A 15,333-nucleotide genomic window follows, 5' to 3' on the forward strand; every position below is an offset into this window, starting at 1 on the left:
AATCGGTGATCCGGCACTTTTGCGTACCAAGAGCGCTACAGATCGTGATCAGGACGCCGTCGGCGGCGGGGTGTCCGCGCCGGGCAGCGCGAGCATCTGGTCCAGCGCGACCCGGGCGTGGTGCGCGGTGTCGGGGTCGACCGTGATCTGGTTGACGACCCGGCCCGCGACCAGTTCCTCAAGGGCCCAGACCAGGTGCGGCAGGTCGATCCGGTTCATCGTCGAGCAGTAGCAGACGGCCTTGTCCAGGAACATGATCTGCTTGTCCGGGTGCGCCAGCGCGAGCCGGCGGACCAGGTTCAGCTCGGTGCCGAGTGCCCAGGCCGAGCCGGCCGGAGCCGCCTCGATGGTCTTGATGATGAATTCGGTCGAGCCCACGTGGTCGGAGGCGGTGACCACCTCGTGCCGGCACTCCGGGTGGACCAGGACGTTGACACCGGGCACCCGCTCCCGGACGTCGTTGACGCTCTCCAGCGTGAACCGGCCGTGCACCGAGCAGTGCCCCCGCCAGAGGATCATCTTGGCGTCGCGCAGCTGCTCCGGGGTGAGCCCGCCGCCGGGCTTGTGCGGGTCGTAGAGCACGCAGTCGTCCAACGACAGGCCCATCTCCAGCACCGCCGTGTTGCGGCCCAGGTGCTGGTCCGGCAGGAAGAACACCTTCGACCCCTGCTCGAACGCCCAGTCCAGGGCGCGCTTGGCGTTGGAGGAGGTGCAGACCACGCCGCCGTTGCGACCGACGAAGCCCTTGATGTCGGCCGAGGAGTTCATGTACGTCACCGGGACGGTCTCGCCGGCGATGCCCAGCTCGGTCAGCGTGTCCCACGCGGCCTCGACCTGGCCCAGCACCGCCATGTCCGCCATCGAGCAGCCCGCCGCCAGGTCGGGCAGGATCACCCGCTGCGCGTCGGTGGTGAGGATGTCGGCGCTCTCGGCCATGAAGTGCACGCCGCAGAAGAGGATGTATTCCGCGTCCGGACGGGCCGCGGCCTCCCGGGCCAGCTTGAACGAGTCACCGGTCACGTCGGCGAACTGGATCACCTCGTCGCGCTGGTAGTGGTGCCCCAGCACGAAGACCTTGCTGCCCAGCTTTGCCTTCGCGGCCGTGGCGCGGGCCACCAGATCCGGGTCGCTGGGCGCCGGAAGGTCGCCCGGACACTCGACGCCGCGCTCGGTGTCGGGGTCGCTGCCCCGGCCGAGCAGCAGCAGAGCCGTCGCCGTGTTGGAGGGTTCCACCCAGGTCGAAGTCACGTAGCCATGGTCCCACAGCGCGAGCGCGACGCAGCTTCCGTCGGTGTGGGCTGCCACACTGCTCGGCATGCGCGTGCTGCTCTGCCCGGACAAGTTCGCCGGCACCCTGCCCGCACCGGAGGTGGCCGCCGCGGTGGCCGCCGGCTGGCGCACCGTCACCGACGGTGACGACCTGCTGATCCGGCCGCTCGCCGACGGGGGTCCGGGCTTCGTGGAGGTGCTCGCCGAAGCGCTCGGCGGCCGGCGGGTGCCGGTGCCGACGGTCGACCCGCTGGGTCGTCCGGCCGCCGGTGAGATCCTGCTCACCACCGACGGCGCGACCGCCTACCTGGAGAGCGCCCAGGCGTGCGGTCTGCACCTGCTCTCTCCGGCCGAGCGTGACCCGAAGACCACCACCTCGTACGGGCTGGGGGTGCTGGTGGCCGCCGCTGTGGAGAGCGGCGCCCGGACGGTGGTGATCGGGCTGGGTGGTTCGGGCACCAACGACGCCGGGGCGGGGATGCTCGCCGCGCTGGGTGTCACACCGCTCGACGCCGGTGGTGCCGCGCTGCCGTACGGCGGGGCTGCGCTCGCCGCTGTCGACGCGGTGGACGGCGTGCCCCGGTTGCGTGGCGTCCGGCTCGTCGCGGCCACCGACGTGGACAACCCGCTGCTCGGTCTGCACGGCGCGAGCAACGTGTTCGGCCCGCAGAAGGGCGCCGACCGCGCCGACGTGCTGCTGCTCGACGCCGCGTTGGAGCGCTTCGCGGCGGTGCTGGAACGCGATCTGGCCGGCTGCCCGGCGGGGCTCGGCACGATGCCCGGGGGCGGCGCCGCCGGCGGCATCGGCGCGGCGCTCCTCGCCCTCGGCGGCGGCTGTGAGTCGGGGATCGGCCTGGTCACCCGGGCCACCCGGCTGGACGCGGCGCTGGACACCGCGGACCTGGTGATCACCGGCGAGGGGTCGTTCGACCACCAGTCGCTGCGCGGCAAGGTGGTCGCCGGGGTGGCCGGTGCCGCCCGCGACCGAGGTGTGCCCTGCGTGGTGGTGGCAGGGCAGGTGAGCACCGGCCGGCGAGAGGCCGCCTCGGCCGGGGTCACCGACGCGTACAGCCTGGTCGAGCACTTCGGTGGGGAGGCGGGCGGCGGGCTCGACGCCGCGCTGAGCAGGCCCGCCGAGGGGCTGCGCGAGCTGGGCGCCCGGCTGGCCCGGCAGTGGAGTCGCTGAGCGTTCCGGCCGCCTGACGACCGGGTCCACCTGGGGCGGGCGTCACGCCACGCGGGTGCACCCGCCCGAGGCGGCGTACGATCGGCGGAGGACCACAACCGGGAATCACTGGACGGCGCGCGGCGTTGGCCAGTGCGTCCGGACCCAAAACCGCGCAGGGAGACTTCCACGTGACCACGCCAGCGCAGACCGAGTCGACCGAGGCCCAGGCCCCTACTTCCGTCGAGGCCCAGGCCCCTACTTCCGTCGTCCTCACCGACGTCGCGGCGCAGAAGGTCAAGGCCCTGATCGAGCAGGAGGGCCGCGACGACCTGCGGCTCCGCGTCGCCGTGCAGCCGGGCGGCTGCTCGGGCCTGCGGTACCAGCTCTTCTTCGACGAGCGCTCGCTCGACGGTGATGTCGTCACCGACTTCGGTGGTGTCGAGGTCGTCGTCGACCGGATGAGCGCCCCGTACCTCTCCGGCGCGACGATCGACTTCGCCGACCGGATCGACGCCCAGGGCTTCACCATCGACAACCCCAACGCGGGCAGCTCCTGCGCCTGCGGTGACTCGTTCAACTGAGTCACGCACCACGCACCAACGACGACGGGGCCGTCCTTCGGGACGGCCCCGTCGTCGTACCGGCCCGGGCGTGATGCCGCCTGGGAGCGGTCCCGACGCTTTCGTGACGGGCCGGTTGCCGTTGTCCGACCGACCGGTCACCGCCGGGTTGCCGGGCCGGTAGTCTGACCGCGCCCTGCTCCCGACCCCGAGGGTTGACATGAAGATCGCCGTCACCGGCTCGATCGCCACCGATCACCTGATGAGCTTCCCCGGCCGCTTCGCCGACCAGCTCATCGCCGATCAGCTGCACAAGGTGTCCCTCTCCTTCCTGGTGGACGACCTGGTGCTCCGCCGAGGTGGCGTGGCGGCGAACATCTGCTTCGGCATGGGACAGCTCGGTCTGAGCCCGGTGCTGCTCGGCGCTGTGGGGGCGGACTTCGCCGACTACCGCTCCTGGCTGGAGCGCCACGGTGTGGACTGCGACTCCGTGCACATCAGCGAGGTGGCACACACCGCCCGGTTCGTCTGCACCACCGACACGGACATGTGCCAGATCGCGTCGTTCTACGCCGGTGCGATGAGTGAGGCGCGCAACATCGAGCTCGCCCCGGTCGCCGACCGGCTCGGCGGACTGGACCTGGTGCTGGTCAGCGCCAACGACCCCGAGGCGATGCTCCGGCACTCGGCCGAGTGCCGCACCCGCGGGTACGCGTTCGCCGCCGACCCGTCGCAGCAGCTCGCCCGGATGGGCGGCGAGGACGTGGTGGCGCTGATCGAGGGCGCCGAGTTCCTGATGACCAACGACTACGAGAAGTCGCTGCTGCAGAGCAAGGCGAAGCTGAGCGACGACCAGCTGCTGGACCTGGTCAAGGTGCGGGTCACCACGCTGGGCAAGCACGGCGTGGAGATCGCCGGGCGGGGCATCGACCCGATCCACGTGCCGATCGCGCGGGAGATCCGGGCGGTCGACCCGACCGGGGTGGGGGACGGCTTCCGGGCCGGCTTCTTCACCGCGCTCTCCTGGGGGGTCGGCCTGGAGCGGGCCGCCCAGGTCGGCTCGTTGCTGGCCACGCTGGTCCTGGAGACGGTCGGCACCCAGGAGTACGACGTCCGCCGCGACCTGTTCGTCAAGCGGCTCGCCGAGTCCTACGGTGACACCGCGGCGGACGAGGTCCGCCCCCACCTCCTGCCATAGCTGGTTGCCTCCCGTGATTCGTTGGCAGCTGGGCAGCACGACAGGCCGAGCGAACTGCTGCTCAGCAGCCAACGATCACGAACGGGGCGGCCCTTTGCCCGGCCGGGCCGTCGACTGAGGCTGATCTGGATCGACGAATGAAGCGGGTCAGTGGCGGCGGCGGATGTCGTAGGCCGGGCCGTCCGGGCCCTTGACCGACCCGAGGAACTCCTGGCCGCGCATCCGGCACCAGGCGGGGAGGTCGACCGCCGCCGCCGGGTCGTCGGCGAGAACCCGGACCACAGTGCCCACCGGCAGCTGTGGCAACCGCCGGGCCGCCGCGATCACGGGCAGCGGACAGCGCTGCCCCCGGCAGTCGATGACCTCGTCCGGCATCGTCACAGCCCCACCACCCCGGCGTCGGCGCGCAGCTCGGCGACGATCCCGGGCAGCTCGTCGAGGAACCGCTCGACGTCCGCCTCGGTCGTCTCCCGGTGCAGGCTGACCCGCACGTTGCCGTGCGAGAGCACCCCCATCGCCTCCAGCACGTGCGAGGGACGCAACGTGGACGACGTGCACGACGAGCCGGACGACACGGCGAAGCCCCGCCGGTCCAGTGCGTGCAGCAGAGCCTCACCGTCGACGTAAAGGCACGAGAAGGTGACCAGGTGGGGGAGCCGGAGCACCTGGTCGCCGACCACCTCCACGTCGGGCACGTCCGCCGCGACCCGCGTCCGGATCCGGTCCACCAGCGGGTCCAGCCGGGCCGCCTCCGCCGCCGCGTCGGCCGCCGCGGCGCGCAGGCTCGCCGCCGCCGCCACCACCGCGGGCAGGTTCACCACCCCGGGGGTACGACCACCCTCCCGCTCGTCGGCCGGCCAGGGTGACTCCCAGCGGGTGCCCTTACGGACCGCCAGCACCCCCACCCCGGGCGGACCGCCCCACTTGTGGGCGCTCGCGCTGAGCACCGACCAGCCGGCCGGCAGGGGCACCCGGCCGACCGACTGGGCGGCGTCGACGTACAGCGGCACCCCCGCCTCGGCGCAGATCGCGGCCGCCTCGGCGACCGGTTGCACGGTCCCCACCTCGTGACTGGCCGTGATCAGAGCGGCCAGCGCGACACCGGGTGCGCGAACCGCGGCCGACCACGCGGTCACGTCCAGCCGACCCACCCGGTCGACCGGCACACTGGTCGCGGTCCCACCCGCCGCCACGTGCCGCTCCGCCGCGTGCAGCACCGCCGAGTGCTCGATCGCCGAGTGCACCAGCGTCGACCCGACCCGGCGACGCCCCGACAGGCCACCGAGCACCGCGCCGTGAGCTGCGGTCGTACCGCTGGGGGTGAAGGACACCTCGTCCGCGCGGACGCCGAGCGTCAGCGCGGTGGCCTCGCGGGCGGCGTCGAGCAGTTGCCGTGCCCGGCGGGCCTGGCTGTAGAGCTTGCCCGGGTCGGCCCAGCCGTCGTCGAAGGCGGCCAGCAGCGCCTGCCGCGCGACCGGATGCATCGGCGCGGCGGTCGCCGCGTCCAGGTAGACCGGGGATGCGCTCACAGATCCGCCTTTGTTCGCGATTGCGGGGCTCGCAACCCCGGCTCACTCCTCGCGCTCACAGATCCGCCTTTGTTCGCGACTGCGGGGCTCGCAAACCCGGCTCACTCCTCGCTCACAGATCGACACGCTATCGCGGCGGTATGCCCATCATCCCCCCAATGGGGGGTGGACAGTGACCCCACCACGGCCGACTCCGTCATGGTCGAGTAATCTGCGACCGTCGGTGACGCCTTTGCCGTCGGTGCTGAGGAAAGACCCACCGCGGCGCGCTAGGGAGGCAGGACCAGGTGGTCGCAAGGAGTTCGGAGGTACGGCCGTCGGCCGTACGGCACAGCGCTTCCCCAGGGGTCGGTGGCCGCCGGGGGCGTGGTGCTGGTCGGTTGGCCGGGCTCGGTCTCGGTGGCGTGGCGCTGCTGGTCCTGCTCACGGGCTGTGACGTAGGGCAGGCGTTTGACGGCTTCGGCTGGCCGCAGGGCGGCATCTCGCCGGAGTCGAAGCGGATGTACGACCTGTGGATCGCCTCCTGCATCGCCGCGCTCGCGGTCGGTGTCTTCGTGTGGGGCTTGATCTTCTGGTGCGTCGTGCGCTACCGCAAGCGTGGCAACACGCTGCCGGTGCAGACCCGCTACAACCTGCCGATGGAGTTCCTCTACACCATCGCGCCGATCCTGATCGTCTCCGTGCTCTTCTACTACACGGCGATCGTGCAGACCGACGTCGACAAGTTGTCGAAGAACCCGGACGTCACGGTCGAGGTTGTCGCCTTCAAGTGGAACTGGCAGTTCAACTACCGCGACGGCCAGGGCCCGGAGGCCCGCACCACCGCGTCGACGCTCGGCACCAGTGAGGTCATCCCGGTGCTGGTGCTGCCGACCAACCGGTCCATCCGGTTCGAGGAGACCAGCCGCGACGTCATCCACTCGTTCTGGGTGCCGGAGCTGCTGTTCAAGCGGGACGTCATGCCGGGCAAGATCCGCAATGTGTTCGAGGTCTCGAGCCTGGACGCCGAGGGTGCCTACGTCGGGCGCTGCGCCGAGCTGTGCGGCAGCTACCACGCGTTCATGAACTTCGAGCTGCGGGTGGTGTCGCCGGAGAAGTACGACCAGTTCCTGGCGGCCAAGCAGGGCGGCAAGTCCACGCAGGACGCGCTGACCGAGATCGGTGAGGACCCGTACGCGGAGACCACGCGGCCGTTCGACACCCGCCGGACGCAGGGCAACTTCAACCCGGACGACGTTCCGGCCCGCACGGGAAGCTGAGGCAGCCATATGAAGACCGAGTGGCGTATCTTCCTGATCATTGCCGCGTTCCTGCTCGGCGCCACCATCCTCTACGGCGCCTGGACCAACGGCGCGTCCGGTGGCATCGAGTGGGTCGGCACCGTGGCCCTGCTGCTGTCGTTCCTGCTCTGCACGATGTGCGGTGGCTTCTTCTGGTTCGTCTCCCGGCGTATCGACCTGCGCCCGGAGGACCGCCCGGACGCCGAGATCGCTGACGGCGCCGGCGAGGTCGGCTTCTTCAGCCCGGGCAGCTACTGGCCGTTCGGCCTGGCACTGGCCGCCGCGATCGCCGCGCTCGGCATGGTGTTCTGGCAGTACTGGCTGATCGGCGCCGGTCTGGTGGCTGTCGTCTTCTCCGCCTGCGGGCTGCTGTTCGAGTACTACAGCGGCACCCGGCGCACCGCCGAGCACTGATCCACCCGGTCGCTCGCGACCGACCTGCGTGACGAAGGCCCGTTCCCCGAGTGGGAGCGGGCCTTCGTCGTGCGGGAGGCCGGATGGCGCTGCGGGTCAGGCGGCGCTGCGGGTCAGGCGGCGCCGTGGGTCAGGCAGCGTGGCGGCGGGTGGGCTGGCGGCGTCGACGGCCGGCCAGCTGGGTGACCGGAACGGCGATCGCGGTGACCAGCACCACGGCGGCACCGCAGCCGGTGCAGATGAGCTCAGGACAGTCGGCGCCGTGACCGTCGACGCAGGGCGGCACCTCGAACGGTGCCACGCCCTCACAGACGTCGCAGTACAGCTCGCGGTGCGACACGGGCGTCTCCTCTCGAACCGGGCGACCCGCCCCCGAACGCGACAGCGGCGCACGGACGGAATCGGATAACTACTCGCCTGTAGTTTCCCACGCGGGTCCGACAAATCTCCCGTGGCCCGTCGCTGGGACCCCCGGCCGCTGGTGCCGCCAAGGTGATCCACTCGACATCATTGGCATCGGGGTGTCGGGACGGCTCGGACGCCGCGGTTTCAAGGAACCCGAGTCGATCAAGGCCCTCGCCGCCGAGCGGCGACGCCGAGGTCAGGCCACGGTGGCAGTGGCGGTCGCGGTGGCGATCCAGCGGTCGAGGGTCACGGCGGCCGCACCGGAGTCGATCGACTCGGCCGCGCGGTCCAGGCCGGCGCGCAGCGCCTCGGTCAGGTCGCCGTCGAGCGGGCCCTGGGTGGCCAGCGCCGCCGCGGCGTTGACCAGCACCGCGTCCCGGACCGGGCCCGTCTCGCCAGCCAGCAGGCGACGGGCCACATCCGCGTTGTACGCGGCGTCACCGCCCCGCAGGTCCGCGAGGGTGGACCTGGGTACACCCAGGTCCGTCGCGTCCAGCACGGCCTCGCGTACGGTGCCGCCCTGGGCCGCCCAGACGCGGGTCGGCGCGGCGGTGGTGAACTCGTCCAGCCCGTCCTCGCCGCGCATCACCAGGACGGAGTCACCACGGTCGGCGAACACACCGGCCATCACCGGGGCCATCCGCAGGTCGAAGCAGCCCACGGCGCCCGCGCGGGGCCGGGCCGGGTTGGTAAGCGGGCCGAGGAAGTTGAAGACGGTCGGCACGCCCAGCTCCCGTCGAACCGGGCCGGTGTGCCGCATCCCCGGGTGGAACCGGGCCGCGAAGCAGAACCCGATGCCGGCCTCGGTGACGCAGCGGACGATCGCGTCCGGATCGAGGTCGAGTGGGACACCCATGAACTCCAACAGGTCGGCGGTGCCGCAGGAGGACGACGCGGCCCGGTTGCCGTGCTTGACCACCCGGACGCCGGCACCCGCCACCACGAGGGCGGCCATCGTGGAGATGTTGACCGTGTGGGCGAGGTCACCGCCGGTGCCCACCACGTCCAGCGCGGTGGAACGCAGCTCGTCGGGGAGGTCCACCGGGACCGCCCGGCTCAGCATCGTCTCCACCAGCCCGGCCAACTCGGCGGACGTCTCACCCTTGGCCCGCAACGCCACAGCGAAGCCGGCGACCTGCGCGGCACCCGCCGAGCCGGCCATGATCTCGCCCATCGCCCAGGCGGTGTCGGCGGTGGACAGCTCGTCGCCGCGCAGCAGCGAGTTGAGCAGGTGCGGCCAGGTCCGATCGCCCATGACGGGCCTCCCGAGCGTGCGAAGTGCGGGTGGGCTGGAACCAGCGCCGAGTGTCCGGCGCCGTGGCGGTGCCGGAGGAGCGTGGGACGTCAGGCGGGTGCGTGCGTCCGCAGCAGCTCGGCCACCGTGCCGCCGGTGGTCACCGGGTCGAGCGGGTGCACCAGCGTCGCGTCGACCTCGGCGTACGCGGCCAGCCATCGGTCGGCGGCGCGGGCGATCACCAGGCAGGTCGGGGGGGCGTCGTCCCGGTCGTCCTTGATCTGCCGGGCGATGCCGATGCCGCCACCCGGGCTCGCCTCACCGTCGAGCACCAGAAGGTCGATCTCGTAGTCGTCGACCAGTCGGATGGTCTCCGCGTAGGTCGAGGCGTCGACGAACTCGATCTGCAGACCGGGCGCGGGCCGGGTGCCGACGGCCATCCGCATCCGATCACGGACCTTCGGGTCGTCGCTGTAGAGCAGGACGGTGCAAAGACGATCGCTCATGCCGGCACTCCGCTTCGCCGAACGGTCCGGGTACCGGCCGTTTCGTGATATCCCATAGCCTCGATACGGCCTCGGCCGGGAGCCGGACTGTGAGCAGTGCCGTCATGAGGCACCATCGCACTGCGCTTGATGATTCGTTCGCTGCGCTCACTCATTGCGGCACTGACTCCCACCTCGTAGCTGCCCGCCGATCGTACCGGTCGGGGTGACGTAGCCGACATCCCGCCCGCCACCGATCGTCGGGGCGTACCGTCCGGGCAGCTCAGGTGGCCGCGGCGTCGGCGGCGCGCTCGCGGGCCTCCTGGCGGTCCAGCTCGCGGTCGACCCGGCGTCCAGCACGGCCTCGCGTTCGGACTGCTTGACCCACTGGACGACGAGCACCGCGAGCATGGTCACACTGACGAACTCACCACCCGCCCAGAGGATGCCGCCGGCGACCACCTGGTCGTCCCAGGGGTCCGACCAGGCGAGGTTGAGCGACGGGTACCAGTCGCCGCCGAAGAGCGTGGTGCTCTGCATGATGGTGAGGCCGAGCACGGTGTGGAACGGCACGGAGAGCAGCATCAGCAGCGCGCGCGCCGGGTACGGCCAGCGGCCGGGCAGCGGGTCGAGCCCGAGCAGCGGCCAGAAGAACACGCAGCCGGTCATGATGAAGTGCGCGTGCACCAGCTCGTGCGCCCAGGCGTGTTCGAGGGTGAAGCGGTACAGATCACTGAAGTACAGCACGAACGGGTTGACCACGAAGATGGCGAACGCCACCAGCGGGAAGCTGTAGACCCGGGCGACACGGCTGTGCACGATCGCCAGCAGGCGCTTGCGCGGCCCGACCGGCAGGGTGCGCAGGGCCAGGGTCATCGGCGCGCCCAGCGCCAGGAAGATCGGCGCCACCATGGACAGCACCATGTGCTGGATCATGTGCACGGACAGCAGCGCGGTGTCGTACGCGTGCAGTCCGCTGACCGTGACCAGCGCGATGCCGCCCAGGCCGGGGCCGATGAAGAACACGGTACGGGCGATCGGCCAGCGGTCGCCCCGCAGGCGCAGCCGGTACACCCCGTAGAGGTACAGGCCGGCGGCGAGCACCAGGCCGAGGGCCAGCCAGCTGTCCAGCCGGGTCTCGGTCAGCACCGTGCCGACGGTGAACGGCGGCGGGGCCGAGGTGGCGGCGAGGATCGGATCGACGTGCAGCACGCTTTTCAGGCTAGGCCAGGCGAACCGGACCCTGACGGTGGGGCCACGGAAGGCGCAGGTTTGCCACCCCGCTGATCGCCGCCCCCGGTCAGGGGCAATAATGACGGCGTGACTGCGGCCCCAGCCATTGACAAGAGCCGGATCCACTCTCTGACCCGACCGAACATGGTCAGCGTCGGGACGATCGTGTGGCTCTCCAGCGAACTCATGTTCTTCGCGGCGTTGTTCGCGATGTACTTCTCCATCCGCGCAGCTGCGCCGGAGCAGTGGGAGAAGCACACCGAAGCGCTGAACATCCCGTACGCGACCACCTTCACGGTGATCCTGGTGCTGTCCTCCGTGACGTGCCAGCTCGGCGTCTTCGCGGCGGAGAAGGGTGACGTGCACGCGCTTCGGCGCTGGTTCACCATCACCTTCGTGATGGGCCTGATCTTCGTGCTCGGCCAGCTGAACGAGTACCGGCACCTGGTCGCCGACGGCATCAAGATCAACGGAGACGGTTACGGGTCGGTGTTCTACCTGACCACCGGCTTCCACGGCCTGCACGTGACCGGCGGTCTGATCGCCTTCATCATCTTCATGGTCCGTACGACCATGGGCCGGTTCACCCCGGCGCAGGCGACCTCGGCGATCGTCGTGTCGTACTACTGGCACTTCGTCGACGTCGTGTGGATCGGGCTGTACGCCATGATCTACTGGCTTCAGTGATCTTGCGCGTCACATTCCGCGCTGCTGCTCCGTCCCCTGAGACAGGTCCAACCGGTTAAGGACACCGCTCATGACTTCTGACAACGACCGCCGACGCGGTCTGCTCGCGCGGTTGCGCGAGCGGCCCGCCGCGCGCAGCAGGGGCCGCCGCCGGCTGGGCGCCGCGGTCCGGCTGATCGCCGCGCTGATGCTCGCCGGCGGCGCCTACACCGTCTTCGCCCCGGGTGCCCAGGCGCAGGACAACCCGCAGCTGACCGGCGCCGCCGCCGAGGGCAAGGCGCTGTTCGACGTGAGCTGTGTGACCTGCCACGGTCGCAACGCCCAGGGTGTCGAGGGCCGCGGGCCGAGCCTGATCGGCGTCGGCGAGGCCTCGGTCGAGTTCCAGGTCAGCTCCGGGCGGATGCCGATGGCCCGCCAGGAGGCCCAGGCTCACCGCAAGCCCCCGGTCTTCACCGACGAGCAGACCCGTCAGCTGGCCCAGTACATTCAGGAGCTGGGCGGCGGCCCGGTCGTGCCCGAGGGCGACGACCTCGGCGAGGACGGCAACATCGCGTCCGGCGGTGAGCTGTTCCGGATCAACTGCTCGCAGTGCCACGCGTTCGGTGGTGGCGGCGGTGCGCTCTCCTCGGGCAAGTTCGCCCCGAGCCTGCACCCCGCGACCGACCGCCAGATCTACGCGGCGATGCTGAGCGGCCCGCAGAACATGCCGGTGTTCGGCGACAACCAGCTTCGGCCGGAGCAGAAGGCCGACATCATCGCCTACATCCAGGAGACGCTGAAGCACGACCAGGACCCGGGCGGCTTCAACCTCGGGCGGTACGGCCCCTCGACCGAGGGCCTGGCGATCTTCCTGGTCGGCATCGTGGCGCTCGTCTTCGCCAGCCTGTGGATTGCGGGCAAGTCGTGACCGAGCGGATACTCCCCATCAGCGCAGTGGTGCCGCTCGGCGCCACCCGTAGCGAGGTGACGGCATGAGCACCCCCACCGAGCACTCGACCCCGCAGGGCCGGGAGCCGCTCGACGTCAACGACCCCAAGCTGACCCGGTTCGACATCGTTCGTGAGGGCGCGCGTCGGGACGACATCGAGATCGTCCACTACGAGCCGCAGGTGCTGCCCGGCACCAAGGCGGAGCGTCGGCTGACCCGGGTGGTCGCCGGCTTCTTCCTGCTCACCGGTCTGGCCGCGACCGCCTTCATGGTCATCTACATCGCGTGGCCGTGGCAGTACGAGCCGGGCCGGGGCGGCGACAAGTTCTACACCCCGCTGCTCGGTTTCACCCTCGGCATCGCGCTGCTCGCCGTCGGCTTCGGCATCCTGACCTGGGGCAAGAAGTTGCTGCCCAAGGAGGTCTCGATCCAGGACCGGCACGAGGGCCAGGTGGACTCCGAAGGCCGCACCATCACCGGCCAGACCATGCTCTACATGGCGGACGAGCTGGGCGTGAAGCGTCGCCCCCTGCTCGGCATCTCGCTGCTGGCCGGTCTCGCGCCGGTCGGCGCGGTCATCGCCGCGCCGCTGGTCGGTGGTCTGATCTCACAGCCGCACAAGAACAACCAGATGTTCACCACCGGGTTCGCCACCGCCGAGGGCGGCGAGCGGATCCGCCTGGTCCGCGAGGACGGCCGCCCGGTCCGCCCTGCCGACATCAGCGCCGGTGGCCAGCTGACCGTCTTCCCCGGCATCGACCACGGCGTGAGCAACCGACACGCCGACTCGCCGACACTGCTGATCCACCTCCGCGACTCCGACGCGCAGGAGTCGCGTCGGGCCAACGAGAAGATCGGCCACGGCGACTACATGTGGGGCAACTACGCGGCGTTCTCCAAGATCTGCACGCACGCCGGCTGCCCGGCCAGCCTGTACGAGCAGCAGACCAACCGGCTGCTCTGCCCGTGCCACCAGTCCCAGTTCCTGATCACCGACAACGCCAAGCCCATCTTCGGCCCTGCCAGCCGGCGGCTGCCGCAGTTGCCGATCGAGGTGGACTCCGAGGGCTTCTTCGTGGCGAAGTCCGACTACACCGAGACCGTCGGGCCTGACTTCTGGGAGCGGCCATGAAGCGTCGAAAGATTGACCTAGCGGCGACGCCGGGCAAGGCCGCGGTGGGAGTTGACGACCGCTTCGCGGTGGCCACCCCGCTGCGCAAGCTGCTGAACAAGGTCTTCCCGGACCACTGGTCCTTCCTGCTCGGCGAGATCGCGCTGTTCTCGTTCGTCGTGCTGCTGCTGACCGGTGTGTTCCTCACCTTCTTCTTCGAGCCGGCGATGACCGAGGTGGTCTACGACGGCAGCTACGCGCCGTTGCAGGGCACGCCGATGTCCGCCGCGTACGCCTCCAGCCTGGACATCTCGTTCGACGTCCGCGGTGGCCTGGTGATGCGGCAGATGCACCACTGGGCGGCGCTGCTGTTCATGGCCGCGATCGTCGTGCACATGCTGCGGGTGTTCTTCACCGGCGCCTTCCGCAAGCCGCGCGAGACCAACTGGATCATCGGTTCGCTGCTGTTCTGGGTCGGCTTCCTGGCCGGCTTCACCGGCTACTCGCTGCCGGACGACGGCCTGTCCGGCACCGGCCTGCGGATCGCCTCAGCGATCATGCTGTCCATCCCGGTGATCGGCTCCTGGCTCACCTCGTCGATCTTCGGCGGTGAGTTCCCGGGCACGATCATCATCAGCCGGTTCTTCATCGCCCACGTGCTGCTCATCCCGGGTCTGCTGGTCGCGCTGATCAGCGTCCACCTGGGCCTGGTCTTCAAGCAGAAGCACACCCAGTGGCCCGGCCCCGGCCGGACCAACAACAACGTGGTCGGCGAGCGGATGTTCCCGCGGTACGCGCTGAAGCAGGGCGGCTTCTTCATGGTCGTCTTCGGCGTCATCGCGCTGATGGGCGGTCTGTTCCAGATCAACCCGATCTGGCTGTTCGGCCCGTACGAGGCGTGGGTGGTCTCAGCCGCCAGCCAGCCCGACTGGTACGTCATGTTCCTGGACGGGTCGACCCGACTCATGCCGGCCTGGGAAATCAACATCCCGCTCGGCGACGGGTACGTCATCCCGCCGCTGTTCTGGCCGACTGTCGTGCTGCCCGGCATCCTGGTGGGCCTGTCGACGATGTACCCGTTCCTGGAAGCACGGCACCTCAAGGACCGCAAGAGCCACAACCTGCTCCAGCGTCCCCGTGACGCTCCGGCCCGGACCGCCGTCGGCGCCATGGCCGTCGCGTTCTACATCGTTCTGACGCTCTCGGGCGCCAACGACGTGATCGCCGACAAGTTCCAGATCAGCCTGAACGCGATGACCTGGGCTGGCCGGATCGGTCTGCTGGTGCTCCCGCCGATCGCGTACTACATCACCTACCGGCTCTGCCTCGGTCTGCAGCAGCACGACCGGGAGGTTCTCGCGCACGGCGTCGAGACCGGCATCATCCGGCGCCTGCCGGACGGTCGGTTCGTCGAGGTGCACCAGCCGCTCAGCGCGTCGAACGGGCACGCGGACGGTCACGGTCAGCTGGAGTACGTCGGCTGGGTCGTGCCGAAGAAGATGAACCGGCTGGGCGCCCTCGGGCCGGCCATCCGGGGCTTCTTCTACCCGATCGAGAAGCCGGTCGAGGCGCCGGTCTCGCCGGGGCACCCGCCGGTCGAGGCGCGGCCCGAGCGCGAGGAGATCGGCAGCGGAGAGAGCCGCCGCTGATCGCCCGATCGCACCGTTACGTGGCGCCCGCCGGATTCCGGCGGGCGCCACGTCGTATCCGTACCCGCCGCCCAGGCGAGGCGGAGTCGGACGGCCACGACGGGACCGGTAGACCCCGCGCGACGGGCGATCGCAGGAATAACCCCGGTGAGCCGGGTATCCGTGCGGTCCAACGTCTCAAGG

General features: G+C 70.5%; 15 protein-coding genes and 1 pseudogene. 9 read left to right on the forward strand and 7 right to left on the reverse strand.

Annotated elements, in window-relative coordinates; genetic code table 11:
• Positions 1-48: 48 nt before the first annotated feature.
• Complete coding sequence (gene nadA / locus KBX34_RS23195) at positions 49-1,248, reverse strand: quinolinate synthase NadA (protein ID WP_210794969.1); 1,200 nt, start codon at positions 1,246-1,248, stop codon at positions 49-51.
• 67 nt (positions 1,249-1,315) lie between these two features.
• Here nadA and KBX34_RS23200 point away from each other — a divergent pair, with 67 nt between their 5' ends.
• From KBX34_RS23200 to KBX34_RS23210, 3 genes are all read left to right on the forward strand, one after another.
• A complete protein-coding gene (locus tag KBX34_RS23200; RefSeq protein WP_210795004.1) occupies positions 1,316-2,455 on the forward strand; it encodes a glycerate kinase in 1,140 nt (379 codons plus the stop codon).
• Positions 2,456-2,625: 170 nt separating this feature from the next.
• Positions 2,626-3,018 carry an iron-sulfur cluster insertion protein ErpA gene (gene erpA / locus KBX34_RS23205; protein WP_088949463.1) on the forward strand — a complete coding sequence of 131 codons (393 nt, stop codon included), beginning with the start codon at positions 2,626-2,628 and terminating at the stop codon, positions 3,016-3,018.
• A gap of 199 nt (positions 3,019-3,217) precedes the next feature.
• Entirely contained in the window at positions 3,218-4,195 is a 978-nt protein-coding gene (locus tag KBX34_RS23210; protein ID WP_088949462.1) for a carbohydrate kinase family protein, read from the forward strand.
• Between the two features lie 147 nt (positions 4,196-4,342).
• Here KBX34_RS23210 and KBX34_RS23215 read toward each other — a convergent pair whose 3' ends face one another.
• Positions 4,343-4,576, reverse strand: coding sequence for a sulfurtransferase TusA family protein (locus KBX34_RS23215; RefSeq protein WP_088949461.1), 234 nt, complete (start codon positions 4,574-4,576; stop codon positions 4,343-4,345).
• A complete protein-coding gene (locus tag KBX34_RS23220; RefSeq protein ID WP_210926917.1) occupies positions 4,573-5,724 on the reverse strand; it encodes an aminotransferase class V-fold PLP-dependent enzyme in 1,152 nt (383 codons plus the stop codon). The genes KBX34_RS23215 and KBX34_RS23220 overlap by 4 nt, the downstream gene beginning before the upstream one ends.
• A 287-nt stretch (positions 5,725-6,011) precedes the next feature.
• Between KBX34_RS23220 and coxB the strand changes: the two genes are divergently transcribed.
• On the forward strand, positions 6,012-6,983 hold the full coding sequence (gene coxB, locus KBX34_RS23225; RefSeq protein ID WP_088949459.1) for a cytochrome c oxidase subunit II: 972 nt from the start codon (positions 6,012-6,014) through the stop codon (positions 6,981-6,983).
• A gap of 9 nt (positions 6,984-6,992) precedes the next feature.
• Complete coding sequence (locus tag KBX34_RS23230; protein ID WP_088949458.1) at positions 6,993-7,418, forward strand: cytochrome c oxidase subunit 4; 426 nt, start codon at positions 6,993-6,995, stop codon at positions 7,416-7,418.
• A 130-nt stretch (positions 7,419-7,548) separates the two neighbouring features.
• On the opposite strand, the gene KBX34_RS23235 is transcribed toward KBX34_RS23230, so the two are convergent.
• The 4 genes and pseudogenes from KBX34_RS23235 to KBX34_RS23250 all read right to left on the reverse strand — a co-directional run bounded on the left by KBX34_RS23235 (position 7,549) and on the right by KBX34_RS23250 (position 10,754).
• Positions 7,549-7,758 carry a hypothetical protein gene (locus KBX34_RS23235; protein ID WP_141910581.1) on the reverse strand — a complete coding sequence of 70 codons (210 nt, stop codon included), beginning with the start codon at positions 7,756-7,758 and terminating at the stop codon, positions 7,549-7,551.
• A 261-nt stretch (positions 7,759-8,019) separates the two neighbouring features.
• Entirely contained in the window at positions 8,020-9,078 is a 1,059-nt protein-coding gene (gene trpD / locus KBX34_RS23240) for an anthranilate phosphoribosyltransferase (protein WP_099856130.1), read from the reverse strand.
• An 89-nt stretch (positions 9,079-9,167) separates the two neighbouring features.
• Complete coding sequence (locus KBX34_RS23245; RefSeq protein WP_088949455.1) at positions 9,168-9,563, reverse strand: hypothetical protein; 396 nt, start codon at positions 9,561-9,563, stop codon at positions 9,168-9,170.
• A 262-nt stretch (positions 9,564-9,825) separates the two neighbouring features.
• A pseudogene (locus KBX34_RS23250) lies at positions 9,826-10,754 on the reverse strand (cytochrome c oxidase assembly protein).
• 108 nt (positions 10,755-10,862) lie between these two features.
• On the opposite strand from KBX34_RS23250, the gene KBX34_RS23255 reads away from it, so the two are divergent.
• The 4 genes from KBX34_RS23255 (at position 10,863) to KBX34_RS23270 (ending at position 15,150) form a co-directional block, all read left to right on the forward strand.
• Positions 10,863-11,462: a heme-copper oxidase subunit III gene (locus tag KBX34_RS23255; protein ID WP_088949454.1), complete on the forward strand. Its 600-nt coding sequence runs from the start codon at positions 10,863-10,865 to the stop codon at positions 11,460-11,462.
• A gap of 70 nt (positions 11,463-11,532) precedes the next feature.
• Positions 11,533-12,369 carry a cytochrome c gene (locus tag KBX34_RS23260; protein ID WP_088949453.1) on the forward strand — a complete coding sequence of 279 codons (837 nt, stop codon included), beginning with the start codon at positions 11,533-11,535 and terminating at the stop codon, positions 12,367-12,369.
• A 64-nt stretch (positions 12,370-12,433) separates the two neighbouring features.
• A complete protein-coding gene (locus tag KBX34_RS23265; RefSeq protein WP_210794961.1) occupies positions 12,434-13,522 on the forward strand; it encodes a ubiquinol-cytochrome c reductase iron-sulfur subunit in 1,089 nt (362 codons plus the stop codon).
• Positions 13,519-15,150: a ubiquinol-cytochrome c reductase cytochrome b subunit gene (locus tag KBX34_RS23270; protein WP_210794960.1), complete on the forward strand. Its 1,632-nt coding sequence runs from the start codon at positions 13,519-13,521 to the stop codon at positions 15,148-15,150. The genes KBX34_RS23265 and KBX34_RS23270 overlap by 4 nt, the downstream gene beginning before the upstream one ends.
• Positions 15,151-15,333: the final 183 nt, after the last annotated feature.

Origin of the sequence: Micromonospora sp. M61 (assembly GCF_018070245.1) — a bacterium.
Taxonomy (GTDB): Bacteria; Actinomycetota; Actinomycetes; order Mycobacteriales; family Micromonosporaceae; genus Micromonospora; species Micromonospora zamorensis.

Coding starts and splice junctions, on each gene's coding strand:
- KBX34_RS23245 (WP_088949455.1), bottom strand. CDS start 9,563: ATGAGCGATCGTCTTTGCACCGTCCTGCTCTACAGCGACGACCCGAAG.
- KBX34_RS23210 (WP_088949462.1), top strand. CDS start 3,218: ATGAAGATCGCCGTCACCGGCTCGATCGCCACCGATCACCTGATGAGC.
- KBX34_RS23260 (WP_088949453.1), top strand. CDS start 11,533: ATGACTTCTGACAACGACCGCCGACGCGGTCTGCTCGCGCGGTTGCGC.
- KBX34_RS23200 (WP_210795004.1), top strand. CDS start 1,316: ATGCGCGTGCTGCTCTGCCCGGACAAGTTCGCCGGCACCCTGCCCGCA.
- KBX34_RS23265 (WP_210794961.1), top strand. CDS start 12,434: ATGAGCACCCCCACCGAGCACTCGACCCCGCAGGGCCGGGAGCCGCTC.
- KBX34_RS23270 (WP_210794960.1), top strand. CDS start 13,519: ATGAAGCGTCGAAAGATTGACCTAGCGGCGACGCCGGGCAAGGCCGCG.
- trpD (WP_099856130.1), bottom strand. CDS start 9,078: ATGGGCGATCGGACCTGGCCGCACCTGCTCAACTCGCTGCTGCGCGGC.
- KBX34_RS23230 (WP_088949458.1), top strand. CDS start 6,993: ATGAAGACCGAGTGGCGTATCTTCCTGATCATTGCCGCGTTCCTGCTC.